The organism is Streptomyces sp. NPDC060366 (assembly GCF_042725135.1).
Lineage (GTDB): Bacteria > Actinomycetota > Actinomycetes > Streptomycetales > Streptomycetaceae > Streptomyces.
The window spans coordinates 161,614-184,179 of record NZ_JBHXDC010000010.1; the positions used below are offsets into that span (position 1 = coordinate 161,614).

Sequence of the window (22,566 nt, forward strand, 5' to 3'; positions counted from 1 at the left end):
CCGAGGGCCCCGGCGCCGCCGCCGGGGCCCTCTCACCGTTCAGGTCGTTCACGTCGCACCGCACTGCATCAGCATCGTCTGTTTGTCCGGGGCCGTCACCGGCATGTCGTGGTGAGAGCGAAGGTCAGGGGCGGCAGTTGCCGTCGGACGCGAGGTGGATCTTCGTGGTCAGCCCGCCGCGGGAACGCCCGATGGCATGGTCGGCCGGCTCGCCGGCCGGGGCCCGAACTCGGCGGGCATGTCCATCCAGGGCGAACCGGTCCGGTACTTCCAGACGATCGCGTCGATCACCTGCCGATGATCACGCCACCGCCCACCCCGCCGAGGAGCCCGATCCGGCAACAGCGGCTCAATCCGCGCCCACTGGGCGTCAGTCAACGACACGCATCAACCAACGATCAGATGATCCGAAAAAAACGGCCTAGACCTCTACCAGCGGCAGATCATCGGGAAAGTCAACACGATCACCGGCGACGACACCGTACGTCGCCTGATGATTCTCGCCCCCGGCCACGTCGACGCCCCCGCCGCCCTCCCACCCGCGAAGGCCCCTGCCCGCACCGGGGCGGCACCCGCCGAGCCGGCCGGCACCTGCCCACGGAATCCCGGCTACGAGGCCGCGCTCTCCGCCCACCGGGCCGCCGTGCTGCGGCAGGTGGACCGGCCGCCGCGCAAGCCGTCGGCTGGCAGACGACGACGCGCGAACGGTGACGCCGGGCCTTCCCGGCTCCGGGGACCACGCCCTCCGCGAACTCAACCAGCCACGCCCTACCGGCTGCCGGGCCCCGCCACGGATGATTGTGACGGACGGCTCGAAGCGGCGACCACCGACCGAGGCCAGACGCACAATGGGTGTCGTGGTGAGCACGGTCGGCCCAGCGCCGAGGCGGCGACTGTGAAGGGTTGCCGACACTTGCCCGTTCGCAGGCGGCGAGTACCGCCCGTCAGGACGACCCGGTAAAACGTGCACTGATGCATCTCGACCGTGCTCTGCGGGACCAGCCGGAGCACCTGTTCAGCGCGCTGAGATCGATCCAGCGGCTGCTGGAGGAGGAGAAGTTCCAGGAGAACGTCGGTCGGCTGCGCCTGGCGCTCGGCCGCGGTCAGGCCGCGCTCGAGAAGCGAGCCCAGGAGCGCCGGGACGTTCTGGCACAACTGCGGCAACAGCCCAACGCCATCCTCCTTGCCAGGGCCGACCAGATGATGCGGGACCTTGATGTGACGGCCGAGGAGCGGGAGACGGTCCGTGCCGCGCGAGTGCGGCTCCGCGAGGAGCAGGAAGCCGCGCAACGCGAACTGGACAGAAAACGTATGCTGCGCGAGGCCCGGCGGGAACAGGAGCAGCGTGCGCGGACGGAGCGTGAGCGGGCGGAACAGCGTGAGCGGGCCGAGAAGCTCAGCTACCTGGCGCCCTTTCTCCTGGGTGCATTGAAGAAGGCGGCCCGCGAGAAGCGCGCCACCACCTTGCATGAGATCCAGGACAAGACCGGTCAGCGTGAACTTGGCTGCCTCACCAATCAGGACAGACTGGCGATCCTGGAGATCGTAGAGAAAGAGACTCCTTCCGACCGTCCCCTGTGGTCAACCGTCCTCGCCGCCACCGGCAGCGAGGATGCGCTACGCCTGCACCGTGAACTGCTACAACGTCTCAACCGTCCCACAGCGGACGATGACGCCGGCCTACTCGCCGAGATTCATACGCAATGCGTCCAGCTGAGCCGCCAGTGGTAAGAGCTTGAACAGACTCCCTGCGGCGAGGGATGGAAGCCTGGCGAGCCGTGGCGCGCGCTGCGCTACGGCGGTTTCCTGAAGAGCCGGGCGCTACATCCGGTGGAGGTCGGACATCCGGATCACGGCCTGTTTGACGGTTAGACCGCCTCGTCCTCGCTGGGTGGGAACCTGCGCAACCGTGAGCATCTCGACGCGTTGGCCTGGGCGGCGATGCCGCTGCGCTCTCGCTCGGAGTCGGCAAAGAGGACGAGCGGGGCCAGGCTGCGGCGCAGGGCGGGGACGCGGCTGGCCACGGGGCAGATGACCGCGTATGGCTCGCCGCGGACGTACACGGGCGGCGGGCGTCGCTGATCACCCGCTCCGAGCCCCCCGCTTACGAGGAGCAGCGCACGCGCTTCACCGACTTGCGGGAGGGACCATCCCCGCGGGCGCGGGGCAGCAGGCTCGGTGACCTGGCGATTCGTCAGGGACTGTTGTCGTTTGAGCGTAGTTTCACCGAAACCGCCAAATCGGAACTCACGCAGTAAGTCGCCTTGGACGGAACGCTGGTCTCAGGACAGCTAAAGGATACGACTCACCTCTGTCTTCGAGGTCGATCGACGGTGGACAGAACCTCGCGTGCACGGGCGGACAGTAGGTCCTGACGTGCTTCCGGTCCTCGGCGACGGGGCCATCCCCGCGTCGCGGGCAGCAGACCGGGGACGATGTCGGCCTGGCGCGTCGGAAGCGGTCAGTAGCCTCAGGCGCCATGGGAATTCAGATCGATGTAGTGGCGGGTTACCCGGTCAACGATGAGATTGAGAGGGTGCTCGGGCTGGCCGAGGCGGTCGGCGAGCCCGTCACTGTCACGTTCATCTGGGAGGGGCGTGAAGAGGCGGAGCGCGCCGTTCTGGTGCCTGCGGCCACGCTGGCGCTCTGGGAGCATTGGGCCCCCACCACCTACTCGGCGGGTGACGCTGGGGACGAGAACCGGGACGAAACGGAGAAGCCGGAACTGGCCTACCCAGCGGGATTCGGCGCGTTTACGCTCTTTCGTCGTCGCGTAGGAGGGCGCACCGCGGTCGCTCGCGGAGGCGCGGTCGTCGCCGAGCTCCTGGGCCCCGAGGAGGCGCACTGGCTCCAAGAGCAGGCCCGCAACGTCCGCCAGGGCTTTATGGATCCGAAGCAGAAGGCGGCGTTCGAGGAGTTCCTCGCCCGACAGCCATCCCTCGATGACCAGTGAAGCGACAACTCGCGCGAGGAGCAGGCGGAATGGAAAAACCGGGACTGGGACCATCCCCGCGGGCGCGGGGCAGCAGCTTCCACCGTCGATGTCGTGTGAGAGGACGCGCCGCCTCCCGCATGGGTTGTCTTCCGCCCTAACTCACCCTGACCGGGTGGTGCGACGCGGTGGGTTGAGTACACGTACTCATGAGGGCGGTCGCGGGCGGGCCCGATAGTGAGGGCCCGCCCCGAATGCGAGGAGCAGTCCGTGACCGTCACCCGCCCCGCCCCCGCCCCGACGCTGGACGCGAGGATGTCGCCCCGGCGCCGTCTGCCGGCCGCCCTGGCCGTCGCGGTGACCGCGGCGCTCGTCGTGTCGAGGTTCGGCGCGGCCGATCCGACGACCTGGCTGCTGGAGACAGTGTGGGTGATGGCGGGCCTGCCGCTGGCGATCTTGCTGCGCCACCGCTTCCCGCTGAGCGGTCTGCTGTGCGGGCTGCTGGCGGCGCACGCCCTGGTCCTCATCGCGGGCGGTCACTACACCTACGCGGAGGTGCCCGCGGGGGACTGGGTGCGCGACTGGCTCGGATGGGACCGCAACCCCTACGACCGCTTCGGCCACCTCGTCCAGGGCTTCGTCCCGGCCATCCTGGTACGCGAACTCCTCGTCCGCACCTCCCCGTTGCGCGGCAGCCGCTGGCTCGCCCCGCTCACCGTCTGCGCCTGCCTCGCCTTCAGCGCCGCCTTCGAGATGCTGGAATGGTTCGCGGCGGTCACCGGAGGCGAGGCCGCAGACGCTTTCCTGGGCACCCAGGGAGACGTCTGGGACACCCAGTGGGACATGTTCTGCGCCCTGATCGGCGCCACCTGCGCCCTGCTACTCCTGAGCCGCGTCCACGACCGCGCCCTCGCCCGTCTGGGCCGGAGCAGGCTGACCGCCACCCCGTGAGGGGAGGCCGCAGCGACGGCCGAGCCGAGACTCAGCATGATCCGATGGAATTGGGGTGCTGGCCGAGCGGGCGAGGTCGATGCGTACGGGGCACGATCCGCTCGCCCGCCCACCCGGCTTCACCCTAGGACCATCTCCGCGGGCGCGGGGAGCACGTGCCGGTCCGGACGTCGTACGCCTCGACCCGGGGACCATCTCCGCGGGCGCGGGGAGCACGGCGCCATGAACACCGAGAGCCTCCTAGTGGCTTGTCACGCTGCCTTGGCCGGGTATTCGGTCCACTGGCGGATCGGGGAGTCGGGCGCGAAGTTGGATTTCGGTTCGGCGCGGGTGTTGCGCCAGCGGACATAGGCGGCGATGGCGGCGTTCTGCTCTGCGTGGGTGCGGTGGTCGGTGCCGTTGAGTGCGAAGTAGCGCAGGGCCGCGAACTCGGCCTCGATCCAGTTCAGCCAGGATCCATAGGTCGGCAGGAAGGCCAGGTCGACGTCGTTGTCTACGGTCCAGGTGCGGACGTCGACGTGCTTGTGCGGGGAGGAGTTGTCCGACACCACGTACAGCTTCTCGCCTGGCCAGCGGGCCCGCATGCTCTTGAGCAGGCCGCGGAACTCGCGCCACCGTTTGCGCTTGCGGATGCGGTAGTAGATCTTCCCGGTGGCCAGGTCGAGGGCGGCGAGCATGTGCATCACACCCCCGTACCGGTTGTAGGTAGCTCGCAGCCGGCGCGGACAGCGCACCGGGCCCCACCCCTTGCCCTTGCGGGGCATCAGGTTCAGCGGCCCGAACTCATCGACGCATATCACCCGTCCATCCGTCGGCGGGGTGTCGTACTGCGCCAGGACCCGGTGCATTTTGGCGATGAACTCCGGGTCAGTGGACGCCTTCCACGTGGTGGTGGTCTTCCGGGAAACCTTGCCTTCACGCAGGATCCGGCGCAGGGTCTCCCGGCTGATGGCCGCGGTCACCTTCTGCTTGATGAGGTGTTCGGCGAGCTTCCTCAGGCTCCAGGTGGAGAAGGCGGCGATCTTCCAGTCGGCGGGGGACGTCCGGGCGATCAGGCAGATGTGCTCGCGCACCTCGTCACTGATCGTGCTGGGTCGTCCCCCGCTCCATTTTGGGTCCAGCGCGTCGAACCCCCGCTCGTTGAAAGCGTGGATGACATCGCGCACGTAGTCCTCGCCGACCTGCATCAGCGTGGTGATGTCCTTGACCGTCTGACCCTGGGCGGACATCAGCACCACGACCGCCCGGCGCAGCCGAACCGGGTCCTTCGCGGTCCGGCTGATCCGCTGCAACTTCCGGCCTTCCTCCATGCCGACCGGCCGGACGAACACACTCGGTCGACGTCCCACGACCACCTCCAAGATCAGGACTTGGAGACAGTCTGCTGGCCGACGAGCAGCGCGTCGATGACCCGGCCAAGTTCACGGGGCGGGCCATTAGGACGCGTCGTGCCTGCTCGCGCGGCCCTGCCCGGGGCGGATGAACACCTTGCCGGAGTCGAGGTCGACAGAGTTGGGCGGTGCACCAGAGTCGGCGTCGTCTCGGAGGACGAGTTGGCGTTACCGCTCTTGTTGGACGTGCCGCTGTGATGGATGGAAAAGCTCGGCCCACGCCTCAACGGCCGACGCTCCCCCGCCGCCATGATTGCGCCGACGCCAGCCGACCCACGTGAAGAGGACAAGCCAAAGGGCGATGACGATACCGCCAATCGTAAACAGCAAAGGATGTCGCCTCCCGGACGCCGACGTTTGCCTGCCGACAGTCTGCTGACCACCGGGCAGCATGTCGATTACCCGGCCAACGATGCGAGCCGAGCCACTAGCAGCACATCCCTGCGGCCCCGTCAGCCGGACGGGGCCGCAGGCAGGTCAGTGGATCGGCGTCCAGTGCGGGAGGGCTTCGTCCAACAGGGGATACTCCGGGTTCTCCCAGATGAGGCAGCCCCACGCCAGGCCGGGCACATCCGGGCCCATCGCATCGGCCGGCCCTTCGGTCACGGTGCGCAAGACGGCATCCAGGTAGGCGGCGATCGACGGGAACGCGGGCTCGGCGCCGACACCGGGCAAGCTGTCCAAGCCCCACCGGCCGACACCGATGGCGCCCACCCAGTGGCCGGACTCGGGCCCTGACTCATCCCCGGTCAGCCACGGCACCACCGGCGCGCCTTGCCACCAATCCTTTCCGGTATGGTCCGGCAGGCGCGGGCGCAGCGCATCTACCGGCGACATGATCACCCCGCCGGGGAGGAATGCCCCCGAACCGACCTCGCCTTCCTCGTCATGTTCAATCTCCTGATGATCCACGCCGCCGCACAGCCGCCACAACGAGGCCAACTCGTCGGGGAGCCCAAACCCGAGGTGGTGCTTCAGCTGAGTGTCGGCGGCCTCGATGGCCTGCTCGTCGGCCGGAGGCAGCAGCGAGGCGTAGGAGACCGGAGCATTCAACTGCAGCCAACCGGTGAGGGAGCGCCAGGCTTCCCCGACATTCTGTTGACCGTTCATTCCCCCAACCTAACTGGCCGGTCGGGGCGGCCGGAGCCCCTCGAAGTAACCGGCCGCCCCGGCCGCCCCAGGCGGTCCTCCATCAGGAGGGCCGCCGCTGTACTCGGTGCCTTCCGCGAGGCGGCCGACTACGAACCCGAACTACCCGACACGGTAACGCGGTGCGAGGCCGCACTACGACGGGAGCTGACCCGCACTCAGAGCCACGGCGGAACGACGGAACCCCCCAGAGACCCGGCGGAAGAGTTCGTCACGGTGATCATCGCCCAGATAACGGACGCACCCGTCATCGAACTCGTCAGCCGCGGCCACCCCCCACCGCTGCTGCTCCGCAGAGGTGAGACCACCTCCCTGGAAACCGCCAGCCCATTGCCACCGCTCGGCCTGGAGGGACTCCTCAGCACATCTCCCGTGCCAGCCGAGAAATACCCTTTCGAACACGGCGACCGACTGCTGCTTTACACCGACGGAGTACTGGAGGCCCGCGACCCCGCCAGAAGCTTCTTCGACCTGCCCACACACCTGGCACAGCTGTACGACTTCACCCCACAGGCGCTGCTGGACCGCCTGCACACATCCCTCCTCCACCACACAAGAGGGCGTCTGGCCGACGACGCGGCAATGATCATCATCGAGCGGGACACACGCCACACCTCTGCACCGGCCGCCCCTTGATCGGACGCGGAACCCCTACCAGGGCAACGAGAAGCCGCTGTGGCGGTCGCCGACGTCGAACTCAGGCTTGACGGAGGCTGGTTGCTCCACCGCGTGCATGGTCGCCCCAGCCAATGGGCGCCGGGTGTGGCTTCCTACTAGATCGGCGTGGTCCGGGTGCAGTTCTTCCACTCCACCCACGGCCGGGCCCCGCCGTTCTTCGGGCCGGTGGCGTACGTCGGATCGCCGGTGATCGTCTGGTTCTTCTCCTCGTGCGTGATGTCGATGCCGAACAGCTTGAAGCCCATCGTCACTTGACCGGCGGAGATGCCGAAGCCGATGCCGAGGGAGGCGTTCCACCAGTCGGTGTTGGCGTTGTAGTCCAGGCGCGACAGCTTGCCCTTGTCGTGGAGCAGGCGCTCCAGGGGTCCGGCGTCGCTGCCGGGGACTTCCGCCGCGTCCGAGGGAGTGGGCAGGACGTCACTGGCGGGGAAGTCGCCCCGGCCGCGCAGCCAGTCCTCGACCGTCTTGCTGTCGGTGTCGTTGTCGAGGACAACCTCGGCCGACTCGGTGTGGATCTGCGACTTGATATTGCCGCCACCACCGCCCACATCGATCGTCACCGGCGTACCGGGAACATTGGCCCCCACACCGACCTGCACACCGGCACCTTCACCATTCTCCTGACTGGTCGTGATCACCAGCTTCTCCGGCCGGTGCTCCTTGCCGTCCTTCTCCTCCTGGTCGAACGTCGCGGCGTCGTACGTGACGGCCACCTGCTGCATCCGGGTCGCCTTCCCCTGGGCGCCCTGACCACCCTTGCCGTCGACACTGAAGGTGTAGACGAAGGTGATCTTCCCCGCGTCCACCCCGGTGTTGGTACGCAAGACCACGACGTCCTCGGTCATCGAACCGCTCAGCCCGTCCGCCGAGATGCTGCCGAGATCCTTGGACTTGCCGTTCTCGTCCTTGCCGCCACCGCCCTTCTTGAACCCCTTGCCGAAGCTCACACCCCCCGACACCTCGGTGCTGGTCTTGGTGATGTCGACGTCCGGCATCCGCTCCGGGTTGGCCGCCTGCATCTGCGACACGGCGCTGTTCTTGCACCCGACTTGGCTGATCGGCGAAACGGGCGAGCCGATCATCGCGTCGCATACGTCCGACTGCTTGAGCGCGGCAGCGAACTCCTCCGCGTCGGAAAGGTTCGCGGCGAGGTCGGCCTGCGGGTCATCGCTCTTGTTGGAGGCGAACACCCACTGCCCGCCCTGGCCCTTGCCCTTGCTATATGTGCCGTTCAGCGAGGCACTGCCGCCCCAGTCCTTCAGCCCCGGAATACCGGCCGAGACGCTGGCCGTGACACCCACACTGCTGTCGGTGACCCGCTCAAGGGTGACGGTGCCGTCCGACCACTGCTGGACCTTGAGCTGCTCAGAGCCACTGATCTTGATGAAAATAATCTGGATCACGACCGTGGTCTTGGTCTGATCCTGGGAGAGCAGGCACTTCGCGGGCTGGAAGGGATCGCCCGGCGGCCCCTCGGGTATCTCCCCGTCCCCGTCGTCGCCCCCTCCGCCGTCGTCCCCGCCACCGTCGCCGGAGTCACAGCCCTCCCCGCCGTCACCCGCGTTGACGATCCGGCACACCGCGTCCTCCAGGGCCACGGCAGTGTCGGTCGGGACCGTCAGAGCCAGAATCGCACCGACGATCGCCGCGACGACACCAATGAGCGCGACGTACTCAACACCGCCCTGGCCCCACTCGTTGGGTCGCAGCGTTCTCCGAGAGCTGTGCGTGCGCATCCTCTGGACCCCTTCGTCCTACCAATCGCCCCCAGCTGCCGGAACACTACGGATCGTCAGGGCCTATACGCAGGGCCCTGGGGCCCAACCCGGGGCCCAGCGGAATGACATATTCAGCTACAGACGGGGCCTACTCGGCTGATACGAACTCAGGTGCTGTGGCGCCGCAGCTCGGTCGGGGCTGGGGGCCGATCGTGGTCTCCTCTCTCGATCGCCGACACGGACCTCGAAAGGGCCGGCCAACGGGTGACTTGCCTGAGGTCCTGCCGACAGTTTGCTTCGCCGGGCGTTTGACGATCAGCTGTGTCCACCCGCTGCCTCCATACGCTCCTCGCTCGAGGAACGACCTCAGCACCAGCCACAGCCGTGGTCCACCGGCCGGTTCAGGGCCTCGGCGCCTGGGCAACGTGAAGGTCCCCGGGCGGGCCGCTGGAGCTGGGTGGAGCGAGGGGCGCGCAAGGACTCCTCGGGCAGATCGGGCGCACATACGGCCCGTGTGTGTGATCCTTTGCCGACGCGGCCGCTCGACTGCTCTCCTGCTAGTGGGTTACGGGCCGGCTTGCAGAGACTGCTTCCTGGCGGTGGCTGGCGGTGTACCGAAAGCTCGGATTCGAGCCGACCGGGGAGACCGGCTGTTGAAAAGGGACCGCAGGAGTTCGAGCCGGCGGTGACGTGACTTGAGGTCTGGAGCCTGAGCGCCGCAGCCTGTCCTGAGTGCTGAGGCGGGCGGGTCCGTTGTCAGCTCTTGTACGGGTGCGAGGCGCGGGCCGTGCGCAACGCCCGTGCCCACCAGGTCAGTTGGTCCAGCATGACCTTTGCCGTACCGATCGCGCCGTCCACCTCGTATGCCTTGCCGCCCTCATCGAAGTGGTCCCAGCCGTTATGGAAGCTGACGATTTCCCGAACGCTCGCGCAGTGCAACTCGGTCAAAACCAGACGCAGTTGCTCGACCGCGCGGAGCCCGCCGCCGACCCCGCCGTACGAGACGAAGCCGACCGCCTTGGCCTCCCACTCGGTGTGGTGCAGGTCGATGAAGGTCTTGAGTGAGGCGGGGAAGCTGTGGTTGTACTCGGGCGTGAGTATGACGTATCCGTCGGCGTCGGCCACCCGGGCGGCGAGCGCGGCCAGTTCGGGGGTGGGTGGGGTGCCCCAGTCGGGGTGGACGGTCGGCAGTTGGAGGCCCGCCACGTCGATGGTGTCGAGTTCGATGCCGCCGTACTCCGCCGCCTGGGTGGTGAACCAGTCGGCGACGACCGGCGCGAAGCGGCCCTCGCGACTGCTGCCGATGATGAAGGCAATCCGGAGGGGAACGGCGGGAGGGGTAGGGGTGCTGGTTGTGTCGGACATGGGAATCTCCTCGTGAAGTGGGCTGAGGGAGTGGGCGGTTCAGAGGGGGAGGGGTCCGCCGGCGAATGCGGCGGCTTTCCCGGGCGTACGGCTCCGAGGGCTGAGCAGCAACTGGACGACCAGCGCGACTGCCAGGCCGAGGCCCGACACGCACCACAGGACTATGCGCATCGCGTCGGTGAACTGGGCCGCGTGCAGGGCCTGTTCGGGGCCGGGGGCGAGGTTGCCCGCCGCGATCCGCCCCGCCAGGTCGGCCGAGCCCGTGCGGGCTTCGAGCAGGGTGAGCAGCAGGGCGCCGAATAGCGCCAGGACAGCGGCGGCGGTGCCGCCCTTGACCGTGTTCAGGACGCCGGAGGCCATGCCGGTCCGGGCGGGTTCGATCATGCCGAGCGCCTGGGCGTCGATGATGCCCACGGACAGGCCCTGTCCGATGCCGATGGTCAGCAGCGGGCCGGCGAGAGCGAGGGCGGAGATGCCGGGGTGGAGCGTGGTGAGCCAGCCGTTTCCGGACGACGTCAGCAGGAGGGACAGGACGAGCACGCGGCGGGCGGGGACGCCGAGGTTGACGAGCCGCGCGCCGACCGGGGGCAGGATCAGCAGCGGCGTACTGAGCAGCAGGAGCACCAGGCCCGCGTCCCTGGCCGTGCTGCCGCCGGTGCCCTGGAGGTAGCTGGGCAGGAAGACCAGGATGCCCGTGGTGCCCGCGCCGAGTCCGAAGGCGCCGACGAGCCAGCCGGCGAAGGCGCGGTCACGGGCCAGAGAGAGGTCGAGGATCGGCTGCCCGGTGCCGAGCGCGGTGCGCCGCTCGATCCGTACGAAGGCGACGAGCAGCGCGGCACCGGCGGTCAGTGGCAGCAGGGTGGGCGGGGCGAGCCACCCGGCCCTGGAGCCCTGTGTGACGGCGAAAAGGGCCAGCGCGAAACCGCCGATGAAGGTGATCGCGCCCGCGTGGTCGACACGCGGCCGTACGTCGGCCCGTGACTCCGGCACGAAGGCCGTGCAGAGGAGGATCAGGACGCCGACGGCGGCGAAGACGAGGAAGGTGGCGCGCCAGTCGAGCGCGTCGACCATCGTGCCCGCGAACGTCGGGCCGGTCGCGAGCCCGATGCCCACTGCCGTAGCGACCGAGGCGAAGGCGCGGGAGCGGGCGGCGCCGGTGAAGGTGGCGGCGAGCAGCGCGCCGCCGCTCGCCATGACGCCCGCCGCGCCGACCCCGGACAGGACGCGGGCGGCGTCGAGCAGGAGGATGTGGTGCGAGAAGGCGGAGGTCAGGGTGCCGGCCGTGTAGACGGCGGCGCCGACGGCGAAGAGGCAGCGGCGGCCGAAGAGGTCGCCGAGCGAGCCCGCGACGAGTGTGAAGGACGAGGCGGCGAGGAAGTAGCCGACGACGACCCAGTTCAGGGCGGCGCCTGAGGCGTCGAGGTCTGCGCCGATCCGGGGGAGGGCGACGGTGATCCCGGACATCGCCATGGGGAGGGTGAGATAGCCGAGGAGTACGACGGTGAGGGTGGCGGCGGCCCGGGTCCGCGGTAGTGGCTGCCGCGTTGGATCGGGGTCCTGCGGAGTGCTGGACATACGAGTAAAGTACAACGCACATGGCAATGAGTGCAACGCACGTTGTACTTTTTTGGTTTTCCTGGTTCTGGGCCACGGGCTGCGGACCATGGGTTACGGAAGAGGCTGAGATGGTGGATCAGGTCGGACCCTCGCCGGGGCGGGAGCAGGAGGCCGCAGGTAGGCCCGCACGCGCCCTGCGAAAGGGGCTCAAGGAGAAGCGCGAGGCCATCCAGGGCGGCGCGCGCACCGTTTTCGGCCGTGAGGGCTACACGCGGGCGAGCATCGACGCGATCGCCGCCGAGGCCGGCGTCTCCACCCGGACCATCTACAACCACTTCGCCGACAAGGAAGAACTCTTCGGCTCCGTCTTCCTGGAGAGCACCGCGTCGGTCACCGCGGCGTCCCAGGAACTGCTCGACCGGCACCTGCGCAAGCTCCGCCGGGTCGAGGACGTCGAGGACGACTTCCTCGCCTACGCGCGTGACTGGGTCGGCCAGGGCTCCGCACACCCCGACCACTTCGCCCTCGTCCGGCAGATCGTCACCGAGGGTTCGCGGATGCCGGCCGCCGTCATCGACGAGTGGCAGCGCACCGGCCCGCGGGCCGTACGGCGGAACCTGGCGCGGCGGCTGCGTGAACTCGCCGACGCCGGGCTGCTCGACATCGCCGCCGGCGCCGAGATGGTCGCGGCGCGGCATCTGAGCCTGCTGGTCGGGGGCGTGATGCTGGAGACGTACTTCGGGGCCTTGCCGATGGGCGCCGACGAGGCCGAAGAGTACGTGCGCGGCGCCGTGTGGGCGTTCCTGAAGCTGTACGGCGTGCCAGGAGGCGGCGCCGGCGAGTGACCTGGTCGCACGGCCCGGAACGGGGTGCGCCCACAAGGGCAGTTCCCGCTGCGACCAGCGTTCCGGCCAGCGGTTGCGGACCCGTTCGCAGGAGCGGAGCGACCAGCGCGGGCATTCCGTATTCGTCATCTTCGTCGGTGATCAAGTTCCAGTCCTACTTGCCCCGGTCCACAGGATTCGGCCCGTCGGTCCCCTCTTCAGGGCTCGCATGTTCACGGAGTCGATCGCGCAGCGGGGCCGGTCCAGCTCGCCGCAGGCAGCGCCCGGAATCCCACTCACGCAACCCCATGAGAAAAGACGACGAACGCCGCTTTATGTAGAGCGCAGTGGTTCGGCGATACTCACCACATGGGATACAACGCCTATGGAGCGGTGGTCGAGTGGGATCCATTGATCGCCCTCACCCGTGAACCCGAGTGGGGGAAGGTGTGGCTGTGGGACGAGACGTGCGAGCCGATGGCTCCGTTCCTGTCCGTGGAGGACATGCCCGGCACCAAAGGCCATTGGAACAGCCTCTGGTACTACGGCGACTGCCTGCGCCCACAGCTCACCCCAGAGGCCCGCACACTCACCGATACCGTGCTCGGCACGCTGACCACCGGCTATGTCTTCGGCGAAGAGTGGGAACCGAAGCGCCGCGATGACCTGGCGTCAGACGCGGGACCTCACGCTCAGCCGGAGCCGGAGGACTGGCGATACCTGCTGAACTACACCTTGCGCCCCGCCGGTGTGCGCGAGTTGCTCGACGCGGCCCACCGGCTGCCATGGGATCTCCTGACCCGTCTCGGTGAGGAATGCGACGCGATACCGCTGGAGCGGCGCGAACCACCGCACGGAGCGGTGCTGTGGTTTGACGACTTCCACCAATTCACGCTCTCGCACATCACACTGCTCGAGCGGGCCGCCGCCGGCGGCCACGGCGTCGTCACCATAGGCGGCTGGTGACCGAAGACGGCATGCTCATGGCTGATTCCGCACCGACGAAACGCCGCTCACGGATGTCGTCGGCGCGACGAGAGCCGCCTGCTTCACCTCATACTCTGCTTGTCGTCGTTTATGTAGAGCGCCGTGGTTCGGTGCCCTTCTTGTGGTGGGCGGGGCGGGTGTATGCCTGGCCGGTGGCGAGGACTCGGCCCACGCCGCGACGGGTGCCGTGCGGTGGTTCTTCGTGCCGAGCGCCCGGCCTTGGCCGGGGCGGGCCGGTTTCGGTGCACCGGCCGGGGAGCCGGTCCTCGCGCGCAGGTTTCTGAACCCCCTCCGGACTCGGGCGGGCGTGTCACACCGGTACGGGGCCCCTAAGCGTGCCCGTGAATCGGGTCGCCGGGTCGAGGTCCGCGCCCAGCAGGGTCGGTTGCGCAGACTTGCCAATCTCAGTCATGTGCGTGCACCGGATGAGCTGTTCGTCCACTCAGCCGGTGCACGCACGGCTCCCGGGCGAATCGGCTTGACCATCTACCCAATTGACTGTTAAGTCAATTATGCGTACTTTTCGCCCGAGCAGACGGGCCGTCATCGGCGCTGTCACATCACTCCTACTGCTCGCCCTCACCGCCGTGGCAGGCCCCACAGCCACCGCCGACAACCGCCCGTCGCCCTCAGCCGACCCCCAGGCAATCCGCGACTGGAACACCATCGCCACCGACACCATCAACACCAACCTCGGCGCCACCCACCCCTCCGGGCAGGCCGCCATCTGGCACGGCTTCGTCTCGGCCGCCGTCTACAACGCCGTGGTCGGCATCCAGGGCCACTACGCCCCGTACAAGTGGCGGGCGCGCGGGCCCTCCACCGCATCGCCCGAGGCGGCGGCCGTGACCGCCGCACACCGCGTACTGCTCACCTACTTTCCCGCCTCCCGGGCCCCGCTCGACGCCGCGTACGCCGACTCCCTCGCCAAGATCCCCGACGGCAGCGCGAAGACCCAAGGCGTGACCTTCGGCAAACGCGCCGCCGACCACCTCATCGAGCTGCGCGAGGGAGACGGCCGGTTCGCGCCGGTGGAGTTCACCGCCGCGCCCGCGCCCGGAGTCTGGCGGCCCACCCCGCCCGCACACCTGCCCTTCGTGGACACCTGGCTCGCCAGACTGCGCCCCCTGACACTCACCTCACCGGACCAGTTCCGTCCCGGCAAGCCGCCCGCCCTGTCCTCGGCCCGCTATGCCCAGGATGTGAACGAGGTGAAGACAATGGGGGCGAAGACCGGCTCGGCCCGTACCGCGCATCAGACCGAGACCGCCCTGTTCTTCGGGGGCAACCTCGTGGTGCAGCTCCAGACGGCGTTCCAGGACTACACCGCCCGTCACCACTTCCGCATCGCCGAGACAGCACGGATGTTCGCCGCCGCGAACGCGTCGGCGAGTGACGCCGTTGTCACCGCATGGGACGCCAAACTCCACTACGGATTCTGGCGGCCGATCACCGCCATCCACCTGGCCGACACCGACGGCAACCCCGCCACCGAAGCCGACCCGCGCTGGGAGCCGCTGCTCGTCACGCCACCACACCCCGACTACCTCAGCGGCCACGCCGCGGTCACCGGCGCCGTGACCCGGACCCTGACCGGGATCCTCGGCACCACCCGCCTCGACCTCACCATCCCCTCCGATGCCACCGGCACCACACGGCACTACGAATACGCCGACCAGCTCAACGAGGACATGATCAACGCCCGCGTCTGGGCCGGAATCCACTCCCGCACAGCGGACGTCAACGGGTGCCACGCCGGCAGCGACGTCGGCGCCTGGACGCTCACCCACTACTTCCAGCCACTACGCCCGGCACGCCCCCAAACCTCACCACTCACCCAGCCGTCGTGCCGGCAGGGCGAACAGAGCAGCACGTCCTGACGCCCGTTCTCAAGATCTCCGCAGCGGGACCATCCCCGCGTGATCGGCCGTCGAGCTGCTCGGTGGCAGCGTCGGACAGTTCGACCCTTCGAAGATGAACTTCCAACACACACTCCTGCTGCACAGACGCCCGCCTCCGGTTCACACACTCCGGGGGCGGGCGTCCTCGCCAAGTGCCACGAGAACGTCAACATGATCTGCCTTCACCGTGGCGGGACGCGGTCTCCCGGTGGACACGATGTTCGCGGCCGTCGCCTTGATGCGCCGTCAAGAGCTGTGACCTCCTGAAGATCAGCGTCCTGAAGATCAGCGATCTGGAGATGCTGGACCATGCAGACTCCGGGATGGCGCTCTGGCCGAGCAACGACGCCCCCGGGTCCTTCTGGCAGACCCTCGTAGAGGAAGGCGCCACCCGGCTCGCGGAACTCATGCGGCACTACCGGCCCGATGTGGTCGCCACCTACGACGAGAACGGCTTCTACGGCCACCCCGTTCGCCGCCGGTGAGGGCGGCGAAGTCGGCGTGCCGCGGCCTGCCCGGGCTTCGGGGTACGCCGCGCGCCGGGTGTGCTCGGCGCGCGCGCCCGGCAGATGCCGTCCGCCGAAGGGCGGCGGCCCCTCGCGTTCGCCGGGCGGGATGCCCCGGGCCGCGCTTGCGCGCGGGTGCCGGGGCTCCGGTGCCGGGGTTCGGGCCGGTCGGTCAGCGTTCGAGGAGGGCGATGCGGATGGCCCGTTCGACGTGGGCGGCGGTGTTGGCGTGGCCAGCGGCGTTGGGGTGGACCAGGGTGGCGCGCTTGCCGATGATCGCGCAGTTCAGCAGGGTGCCGGGGAGCTTGGAGGGCCAGTAGTTCTCGGCGTCGCCGCAGATGCCCTCGACCCACTTGGTGTCCGCGGGCTGGCAGGCGTCGTGGCCCACGCTGGAGGAGTAGACGTCGACGTAGCGGTCACCGAAGAAGTCCGTGACCTGCCGGATCGTGCTGTTCAGCTTCTTGAGGACGTCGTCACGGAGCCAGTCGACGTCGGCGTGGGTGATCGAGCCGACTTCGGTGAGGGAGAGGCGGTTGCAGGCGCTGCCGCTGTCCGGCAGGACGGCCGGGTAGCCCACCGTGATCACCTTGGCGTTGGGCGCGGCCTGGTGCACGTTGGCCAGCATCTCGATGTACTCGTCCTGGACCCGGGCGAGCTTGTCCTCGATGCTCTCCTCCCCCTCGGGCGGGTTGGTGTAGTGGTCGCGGCAGGACTTGCCGGCCACGCCCTGTTCGAGGCACTTCAGGAGAATGCCGCCGAAGGGCAGGCTGTTGCCGCCGACGCCGATGGTGACGACGTCGGTCTGGTCGCCCAGGCCGGCCCGCTCGGTCTGCGGGGCCACCGCCGGCCAGCCGCCCTCCGGGGGCTGGACAGGGCTGATCGGCGTCTGCTTCGCCGTGGCGATGTCGGCGATGGTGGCGGCGCCGCAGCTGACGTTGGTCAGGCTGACGAACCTGCCCGGCGGGAACTCGGCGAGCTCCCGCTCGACGACGTCGGGGTAGGCGTTGGTGGTGCGGTCGCAGCCGTCGCGCGACGCGTCACCGAGTGCGGGCTGCGGGTCACCGACGAAGACGCCGGCGGTGTACGAGTCGCCCAGCGCGGCCCACTCGTACTGATCGGCCGCGCCGGCGGAACCCACGGGCACAAGCGTGGACGCCGCCAGCGCGAGCCCGACGGCAAGCGCGCGCGTGCGCAGACGGGAGACAGGGTGTCGCATGGATCCTCCAGGATCAGCAAAAGACGCCCCAGGGCCGGAACGTGGCCCAGGGCGGAAGGCACCTCGGCCAAGAATTCACGTCATCGGCCTGCCCGATTGGAGAATCGGATCTACCATCCCCGATCGAGCTAAATGATCAGATCTTTCGCGCCGTCACATGCCGCCTGCCGACACCCCACCCTGGGCGGTCAATCCCAGAAACTCGCGCCGGTAGCCGTTCTCAGAACACTTCCGACACACGGCCTAGGTCCAGCCAGCGAGTGGATCTGGGTGAGCAGGCCGCGGCACCGGTTCCCGACCCGGGTCACCTCGCATCCGGGATCGTCATCGAACCCCGCCAACTTTCTCACCTGACCGGGGACACTGGCTCCCGTGAAGTACGTGTCGCGAGTCCCAGGCCCCCGCTGGACAAGCTGATCCACGACCTCTACTACCTCGAAGGCCCCCCGCCCTACGCATTCCTGACGTTGCCCCCCATGCCGTCCGCAGTACTGATCCTCAATCTCGGCGACCGCTTGCTGATCGGTGAACCGGGAGCGCGGCCGGCGGAGTTCACCGACGGATGCCTGTTGACCACGGGCACCCGCCGGCTCGCCTTCTCGTACCCGGCGGTCACGCGCTCGGTCGGGGTGCATTTCAAGCCGTGGGGCTGGGCACCGTTCGTCGGGATACCGGGCTCGGAGGTCCGTGATCTCCAGCTGACCCTGGAACAGACATGGGGAGGCCGCGGCAACGAGCTGCGCGACCGGCTCGACGCGGCATCCACCCCCGCGCACATGCTCGCCCTGCTGGAGCGGGAACTTCGGCGGCGGTTCCGGGACGCGGGTGCGGGCGTGCCGGACCTGGGGCTGGTGCGGCACACGAGCAGCAGAATCGCCGCCGCCTGGGGCGCGGTGCCGATCCGGGGCCTGAGCGAGGACGCCGGAGTGAGCACCACACACCTGGCCCGCGGCTTCCGACGGATCGTCGGCATCACACCGAAGCGGCTGGCACGCACCTATCGGTTCGCGAGGGTCGCGCTGAGCCTCGACATCACCGTGACGGCGGTCGGCTGGACCGATCTGGCGCTTCGCGCGGGCTACTTCGACCAGTCGCACTTCATCAAGGAATTCCAGACCTTCACCGGCTGCACGCCGACGGAGTATCTGGCGCTGCGGCGCCGGTTCCTGGCGGAACATCCGGGGAACGCGCTGGACGTTGGGCTGCTGCCGGGCGATTGGTCCCTTGAGGCCGCCAAACCCTGATCGGACGACGGACACCGCCCGGTCGTTCGATCCCTCGCGGGCGTTCGATTTCTTACAAGAGCGCGGGCCGGCCTCGCCCGCAGAATCGGCACATCACGACGCGAGGAGACTCCGTGAGCAAGGTAATCATGGGCTGTGCCGCCGTCTCGGTGGACGGTTTCATCGCCGACGAGAACGACTCGGTCGGCCCGATGTTCGACTGGGCGGGGAACGGCGACACCGAGTGGACCTGGACCGGTGACCCGGAAGAACATCCAATGCGCAGTACTCGCAGCTCCATCGAGTTCATCCGAGCCGTCTACCCGCGCATCGGCTGTGTGGTGATCGGCCGCCGCCTGTTCGACCTCACGGACGGCTGGGGCGGGGCACCGGCCGCCGGTGAGCATGTCTTCGTCGTGACGCACGAGCCGCCGACGAACTGGAAACACGCCGGGACCGCCCCGTTCACGTTCGTCACGGACGGGATCGAGTCGGCGATCGAACGGGCGCGGGCGTTCGCGGGGCCCGACCGGATCGTCGATCTCGCCGCCGGCCATGTCGGTGGCCAGGCGCTGCGGCTCGGGCTGGTCGACCAGGTCGTGGTGAACGTCGTCCCGGTCGTGTTCGGATCGGGCCGCCCGTTCTTCGGTGAGAGGGATACCGGAGCCGCCGTCCCGCTGGACAAACCCCGCCCGCGTGGTCCAGGGCGACCGGGTGACGCACCTGCTCTACGACGTCTCCCGCACATGAGCAGGGCCCTCATCACAGACCGCGGACCCGAATGATCCGGGAAAAAGAAACTGCTTCTCGGGCAAGACGGACAACTGTCCGCGATGGAAGGAGGCACCATGCCCAGACTGCGTGCAACGCGACGCCTGACGGTCTTCGCGCTCGGCATCACGGCTGGCGTCATCATGTCCACCGGGCCGGCGAGCGCCGACCTCCTCACGAATGTCGCCTTCGGCAATCCCGGCGATGTGCCCCTTGCCGGCGACTGGGACGGCAACGGTGGCGACGAGATCGGTGTGTATCGGCCGAGTACGAGCACCTTCTATGAACGTGTCGACGCCGACGCCACGTTCACCATCGCCTTCGGCAACACCGGCGATGTGCTCATCACCGGGAGCTGGGACAACAGCAGGGGTGATGAGGTCGGCGTCTACCGGCCCAGTGACAGCACTTTCCACCTCCGCCGCGACAACGGCAGTGTCGTCTCCCTCGCCTTCGGCAACAGAGGGGACGTACCTATCGCTGGCGACTGGGGCTCTGCCAACGGTGATGAGGTCGGCGTGTATCGCCCCGGGAACCGCACCTTCTATCCGGGGGAAGACTGATCGTTCGGCGAACGGCGGCCGTTCTGCGCTGATCTGGCTCTGCCGGGGCTTACGCCGGCCCGAACTGACCATCGCCACTTAGAACCGCCAACGGAAAACCACGCGGGCTCAGCCCGGTGAACGGCGCTATCCAGGGGCGCTGGATGTACTGATCGGCGTCGTCTACCGGCTTGCTCTGGTGAGCGTCGCGGGCAGACTGCGCGTCCTGTTGAGCCGACCGGTGTTTGGGCACCGGTGGGACGTGACCACCGGTGGCTCTTCAGTCGCCATCGGAGTGGGCGTCGCCGCAACCGACTGAATACCAGGGTTTGCCGAGTAGCGGTCCGCATGGAGCGGCGGGTGGCGCTGCCCGTCCGGTCCGGTCAACTGGGTAAGGAAGTCGCCGAGACTGACGCGGAGCCAGTTTGCTTGAGGCCGCTGAGAAGCCTTGACCTCAAGTGAGGTTAACGCTTCACCGTTGCCCCATGAGTACAGACATCGATGCACGGACACGCGAGGCCGAGATCGAAGCGATCAAGCAGGTCGTCGCCACGGTCGAACACGCCCAGAACAACGAGCTCCCTGACGAGTTCCTCAGCCTGTTCCGGGCCGACGCGATCTGGACAACGGGCGATGGCAAGCGCCTCTTCGGCCACGATGCGATCTCGGCCTTCACGCACCAGGTGCTTCCTGGCGGGATGCAGGGCCTGACGATGACGTTCGAGTTGGAACACGTGCTGTTCATCCGCCCCGACGTCGCCGCAGTCAAGCTGCGCCAGATGTACCAGACACCGGAAGGACCGGACGTGGGCTCTCCGCTGTGGATCATGGCGAAGGAAGACGGACGGTGGCTCCTGACGGCTTGCCAGAACATCGGCGTGCCCGACGACGAGTTGATGTCGCCGGATCGTCCCGTCTTCGGATCCAGGAGGTGAGACCGCCACAACTCGCTGGAGATTAGGTCCAAGACACGTTTGTCAAGCAATCTCCCCAGGGAGCAGTCGCGACCTGACCCTGCGAGGTCGAACCCGACTCCGCGCGACGAGACGCAGGGGCAACCCGTCGTCGGATTCGACGCCTTGCGTGCGAGACATGCCCCCGCCCGGTATCCACCGGGCGGGGGCCTGGCACGGCCGGACCGCATCACGGTCCGCGATAGTTGACGGTTACCGCGTTGCGGTGGCCAGTGCCGCGCGGATGGCGTCCTCGCCGACCGGCCGGCCCTTCTCGTTCGAGAACGGCCCGTACGGGGTTCCCCACACCGGCGTGCCCGTCGCCTGCCGCCAGCTGTCGGCCAGCGTTCCCGCGTCCACCACGCTGTAGCCGATGGAGTCGATGAATTCGGTCACCGCCGCCTTCGCCGGTGCGGAGTCACCGGCGATCGGCAGGTAGGAGCGGTCGGCGGCCCCAGCCGGGCGTGCGAGTGACAGCAGGTGCTTGAAGAAGATGTTGTTGAACGCCTTTATGAGCAGGGCGTCCGGGACGTACCGCAGAAGCAGCTCGCTCGAGGTGAGGGACTTGCTGTCGAGCTCGGGGATGTGCCCGTCACGCTCGGGGCCGTAGTTGCAGGTGTCGATGACCGTCTTCCCGGCCAGTGGCGCGGCGGGCACGTGGGGGAAGGCGCTGACCGGCACCGTGACCACGACAATGTCACCGGCCGCCGCGGCCTCTTCGCTCGTCGCCGCGGACGCCCGCGGTCCCAGTTCCCCGGCCGTGTCCACGAGCGTTTCGGGACCGCGCGAGTTGCTGAGCACCACCTGGTGCCCGGCCCCGACAGCGAGTCGCGCGAGGGTCCTGCCGATGCTTCCGCTTCCGATGAATCCCACAGTCGTCATAATCTCAACGTCCTTCAGAAGAGCCGAACTTGCCGATTGCCGGTCTCGTTACGATCCGGGTTCCCGTCGTCAGCCGGTGGGGAAGTAATAGCCGTTGTCCAGATCGGCGAGCAGGCCGGGCCCGGCGGGTTCCCAGCCGAGGGTCCGGCGAGTGATGAGGTTGGACGCCGGGTAGCTCCGCGTGACGATGTTCGTGAGGAACCCGAAGTGCCCCGGCGTCATCAGGGCATCGTTGGGAACGCTCACGGCGGGCAGGCCCAGGCGGCTGGCGATGGCCTCGGCGATGTCGCGGAACGTGATGCCCCCGTCGTCGACCGCGTGCCAGTATTTGCCGGCGGGCCCCTTCTCCAGCGCCAGGCGGAACAAGGCGGCGGCATCGCGGATGTGCACGGCGTTCCACAGGTTCGCGCCGTCGCCGTGGTAGCCGACGAACCCCTTTTCCTTCGCGAGCGCGATCAGCGTGGGGAGGAAGCCGGCGCGATCGGTCGTGCTGTGCGCGATGTTGGCGATCCGCACGACCGAAGACCGCACCCCCTGCTCGGCGAGGTCCACAACGGCCCTTTCCACGATGTTGCGGGCCAGCAGGGTGCCCTTGTGCTCCTCGCCGACGGGGAGGGCCGGGTCCTCCTCGGTGGCCGGCCGCTCCAGGTTCCCGGGCGAGCCGATGCTTCCCGCCGTGATCAGCGGCTTTCCAGTTCCCGCGAGTGCCTCGCCGTACGCGAGCATGATCGGGAGCTCCGCAGCGGCCACGGCGTCCATCCCGCCGGAGGACAGCAGATCCTGCCTGTGCGCGACGTGGATAACGCCGTCGGAGCCCGAGGCTGCCTCCTTGAGCTCGTCGAGATCCTGGAGGTCGCCCCGACGCACCTTCGCGCCGAGCGCGGACACGGCCGCCGCGGAAGCGTCCGACCGGGCCAGGCCGGTGACCTCGTGCCCGGCGGCGATGAGCTCGGGGATGATGTACGAACCGGAATGGCCGGTCCCCCCAGCGACGAAAACGCGCATCTAACTGTCCTTGTG

The 22,566-nt window shown here is 68.5% G+C and carries 20 protein-coding genes and 4 pseudogenes; 12 read left to right on the top strand and 12 right to left on the bottom strand.

Features of this window, described 5'->3' with window-relative positions:
- Positions 1–127 precede the first annotated feature (127 nt).
- Positions 128–384, bottom strand: a pseudogene (locus ACFWHU_RS24345) (transposase); the annotation flags it as partial.
- A gap of 588 nt (positions 385–972) precedes the next feature.
- Between ACFWHU_RS24345 and ACFWHU_RS24350 the strand changes: the two are divergent.
- The gene (locus tag ACFWHU_RS24350) at positions 973–1,731 is read left to right on the top strand and encodes a hypothetical protein (protein ID WP_387227099.1); all 759 of its coding nucleotides are present in this window, start codon (positions 973–975) and stop codon (positions 1,729–1,731) included.
- A gap of 137 nt (positions 1,732–1,868) precedes the next feature.
- Here the strand turns inward: ACFWHU_RS24350 and ACFWHU_RS24355 are convergent, their stop codons facing one another.
- A complete protein-coding gene (locus ACFWHU_RS24355; protein WP_387227101.1) occupies positions 1,869–2,024 on the bottom strand; it encodes a hypothetical protein in 156 nt (51 codons plus the stop codon).
- A gap of 455 nt (positions 2,025–2,479) precedes the next feature.
- On the opposite strand from ACFWHU_RS24355, the gene ACFWHU_RS24360 reads away from it, so the two are divergent.
- Both ACFWHU_RS24360 and ACFWHU_RS24365 read left to right on the top strand, forming a co-directional pair.
- Entirely contained in the window at positions 2,480–2,953 is a 474-nt protein-coding gene (locus ACFWHU_RS24360; protein ID WP_387227104.1) for a hypothetical protein, read from the top strand.
- Positions 2,954–3,247: 294 nt separating this feature from the next.
- On the top strand, positions 3,248–3,883 hold the full coding sequence (locus ACFWHU_RS24365; protein ID WP_387227280.1) for a DUF2238 domain-containing protein: 636 nt from the start codon (positions 3,248–3,250) through the stop codon (positions 3,881–3,883).
- A gap of 251 nt (positions 3,884–4,134) precedes the next feature.
- On the opposite strand, the gene ACFWHU_RS24370 is transcribed toward ACFWHU_RS24365, so the two are convergent.
- The 3 genes and pseudogenes from ACFWHU_RS24370 to ACFWHU_RS24380 all read right to left on the bottom strand — a co-directional run bounded on the left by ACFWHU_RS24370 (position 4,135) and on the right by ACFWHU_RS24380 (position 6,384).
- Positions 4,135–5,232, bottom strand: coding sequence for an IS630 family transposase (locus tag ACFWHU_RS24370; protein ID WP_387227106.1), 1,098 nt, complete (start codon positions 5,230–5,232; stop codon positions 4,135–4,137).
- An 87-nt stretch (positions 5,233–5,319) separates the two neighbouring features.
- Positions 5,320–5,430: pseudogene (locus ACFWHU_RS24375) on the bottom strand (DUF6191 domain-containing protein); the annotation flags it as partial.
- Positions 5,431–5,751: 321 nt separating this feature from the next.
- Entirely contained in the window at positions 5,752–6,384 is a 633-nt protein-coding gene (locus tag ACFWHU_RS24380) for a hypothetical protein (RefSeq protein WP_387227108.1), read from the bottom strand.
- Between ACFWHU_RS24380 and ACFWHU_RS24385 the strand changes: the two genes are divergently transcribed.
- Entirely contained in the window at positions 6,373–7,059 is a 687-nt protein-coding gene (locus ACFWHU_RS24385) for a PP2C family protein-serine/threonine phosphatase (RefSeq protein WP_387227110.1), read from the top strand. The genes ACFWHU_RS24380 and ACFWHU_RS24385 overlap by 12 nt on opposite strands.
- Positions 7,060–7,196: 137 nt before the next feature.
- Here ACFWHU_RS24385 and ACFWHU_RS24390 read toward each other — a convergent pair whose 3' ends face one another.
- The 3 genes from ACFWHU_RS24390 to ACFWHU_RS24400 all read right to left on the bottom strand — a co-directional run bounded on the left by ACFWHU_RS24390 (position 7,197) and on the right by ACFWHU_RS24400 (position 11,759).
- The gene (locus tag ACFWHU_RS24390; RefSeq protein WP_387227113.1) at positions 7,197–8,837 is read right to left on the bottom strand and encodes a hypothetical protein; all 1,641 of its coding nucleotides are present in this window, start codon (positions 8,835–8,837) and stop codon (positions 7,197–7,199) included.
- A gap of 738 nt (positions 8,838–9,575) precedes the next feature.
- Positions 9,576–10,184, bottom strand: a complete 609-nt coding sequence (locus ACFWHU_RS24395) for an NADPH-dependent FMN reductase (RefSeq protein ID WP_387227115.1) — start codon at positions 10,182–10,184, stop codon at positions 9,576–9,578.
- Positions 10,185–10,223: 39 nt separating this feature from the next.
- Positions 10,224–11,759, bottom strand: a complete 1,536-nt coding sequence (locus tag ACFWHU_RS24400; protein ID WP_387227117.1) for an MFS transporter — start codon at positions 11,757–11,759, stop codon at positions 10,224–10,226.
- Between the two features lie 110 nt (positions 11,760–11,869).
- Between ACFWHU_RS24400 and ACFWHU_RS24405 the strand changes: the two genes are divergently transcribed.
- Positions 11,870–12,586, top strand: coding sequence for a TetR/AcrR family transcriptional regulator (locus ACFWHU_RS24405; protein ID WP_387227119.1), 717 nt, complete (start codon positions 11,870–11,872; stop codon positions 12,584–12,586).
- Positions 12,587–12,934: 348 nt separating this feature from the next.
- Positions 12,935–13,531: a hypothetical protein gene (locus ACFWHU_RS24410; RefSeq protein ID WP_387227121.1), complete on the top strand. Its 597-nt coding sequence runs from the start codon at positions 12,935–12,937 to the stop codon at positions 13,529–13,531.
- Positions 13,532–13,640: 109 nt separating this feature from the next.
- Here the strand turns inward: ACFWHU_RS24410 and ACFWHU_RS24415 are convergent.
- Positions 13,641–13,861, bottom strand: a pseudogene (locus ACFWHU_RS24415) (transposase); the annotation flags it as partial.
- Positions 13,862–14,139: 278 nt separating this feature from the next.
- On the opposite strand from ACFWHU_RS24415, the gene ACFWHU_RS24420 reads away from it, so the two are divergent.
- A complete protein-coding gene (locus tag ACFWHU_RS24420; protein ID WP_387227124.1) occupies positions 14,140–15,432 on the top strand; it encodes a vanadium-dependent haloperoxidase in 1,293 nt (430 codons plus the stop codon).
- A gap of 296 nt (positions 15,433–15,728) precedes the next feature.
- Positions 15,729–15,923 (top strand): annotated as a pseudogene (locus ACFWHU_RS24425) (GlcNAc-PI de-N-acetylase); the annotation flags it as partial.
- 208 nt (positions 15,924–16,131) lie between these two features.
- Here the strand turns inward: ACFWHU_RS24425 and ACFWHU_RS24430 are convergent.
- A complete protein-coding gene (locus ACFWHU_RS24430) occupies positions 16,132–17,175 on the bottom strand; it encodes an SGNH/GDSL hydrolase family protein (RefSeq protein ID WP_387227126.1) in 1,044 nt (347 codons plus the stop codon).
- 476 nt (positions 17,176–17,651) lie between these two features.
- Between ACFWHU_RS24430 and ACFWHU_RS24435 the strand changes: the two genes are divergently transcribed.
- The 4 genes from ACFWHU_RS24435 to ACFWHU_RS24450 all read left to right on the top strand — a co-directional run bounded on the left by ACFWHU_RS24435 (position 17,652) and on the right by ACFWHU_RS24450 (position 20,646).
- On the top strand, positions 17,652–18,419 hold the full coding sequence (locus tag ACFWHU_RS24435) for a helix-turn-helix domain-containing protein (RefSeq protein WP_387227129.1): 768 nt from the start codon (positions 17,652–17,654) through the stop codon (positions 18,417–18,419).
- Positions 18,420–18,532: 113 nt separating this feature from the next.
- Positions 18,533–19,183: a dihydrofolate reductase family protein gene (locus ACFWHU_RS24440; RefSeq protein WP_387227131.1), complete on the top strand. Its 651-nt coding sequence runs from the start codon at positions 18,533–18,535 to the stop codon at positions 19,181–19,183.
- Between the two features lie 48 nt (positions 19,184–19,231).
- Positions 19,232–19,732, top strand: a complete 501-nt coding sequence (locus ACFWHU_RS24445) for a hypothetical protein (protein ID WP_387227133.1) — start codon at positions 19,232–19,234, stop codon at positions 19,730–19,732.
- A 464-nt stretch (positions 19,733–20,196) separates the two neighbouring features.
- Positions 20,197–20,646 carry an SgcJ/EcaC family oxidoreductase gene (locus tag ACFWHU_RS24450; RefSeq protein WP_387227135.1) on the top strand — a complete coding sequence of 150 codons (450 nt, stop codon included), beginning with the start codon at positions 20,197–20,199 and terminating at the stop codon, positions 20,644–20,646.
- Positions 20,647–20,877: 231 nt separating this feature from the next.
- Here the strand turns inward: ACFWHU_RS24450 and ACFWHU_RS24455 are convergent, their stop codons facing one another.
- On the bottom strand, positions 20,878–21,537 hold the full coding sequence (locus ACFWHU_RS24455) for an NADPH-dependent F420 reductase (protein ID WP_387227283.1): 660 nt from the start codon (positions 21,535–21,537) through the stop codon (positions 20,878–20,880).
- Between the two features lie 78 nt (positions 21,538–21,615).
- The gene (locus tag ACFWHU_RS24460) at positions 21,616–22,551 is read right to left on the bottom strand and encodes an SDR family oxidoreductase (RefSeq protein WP_387227137.1); all 936 of its coding nucleotides are present in this window, start codon (positions 22,549–22,551) and stop codon (positions 21,616–21,618) included.
- Positions 22,552–22,566: the final 15 nt, after the last annotated feature.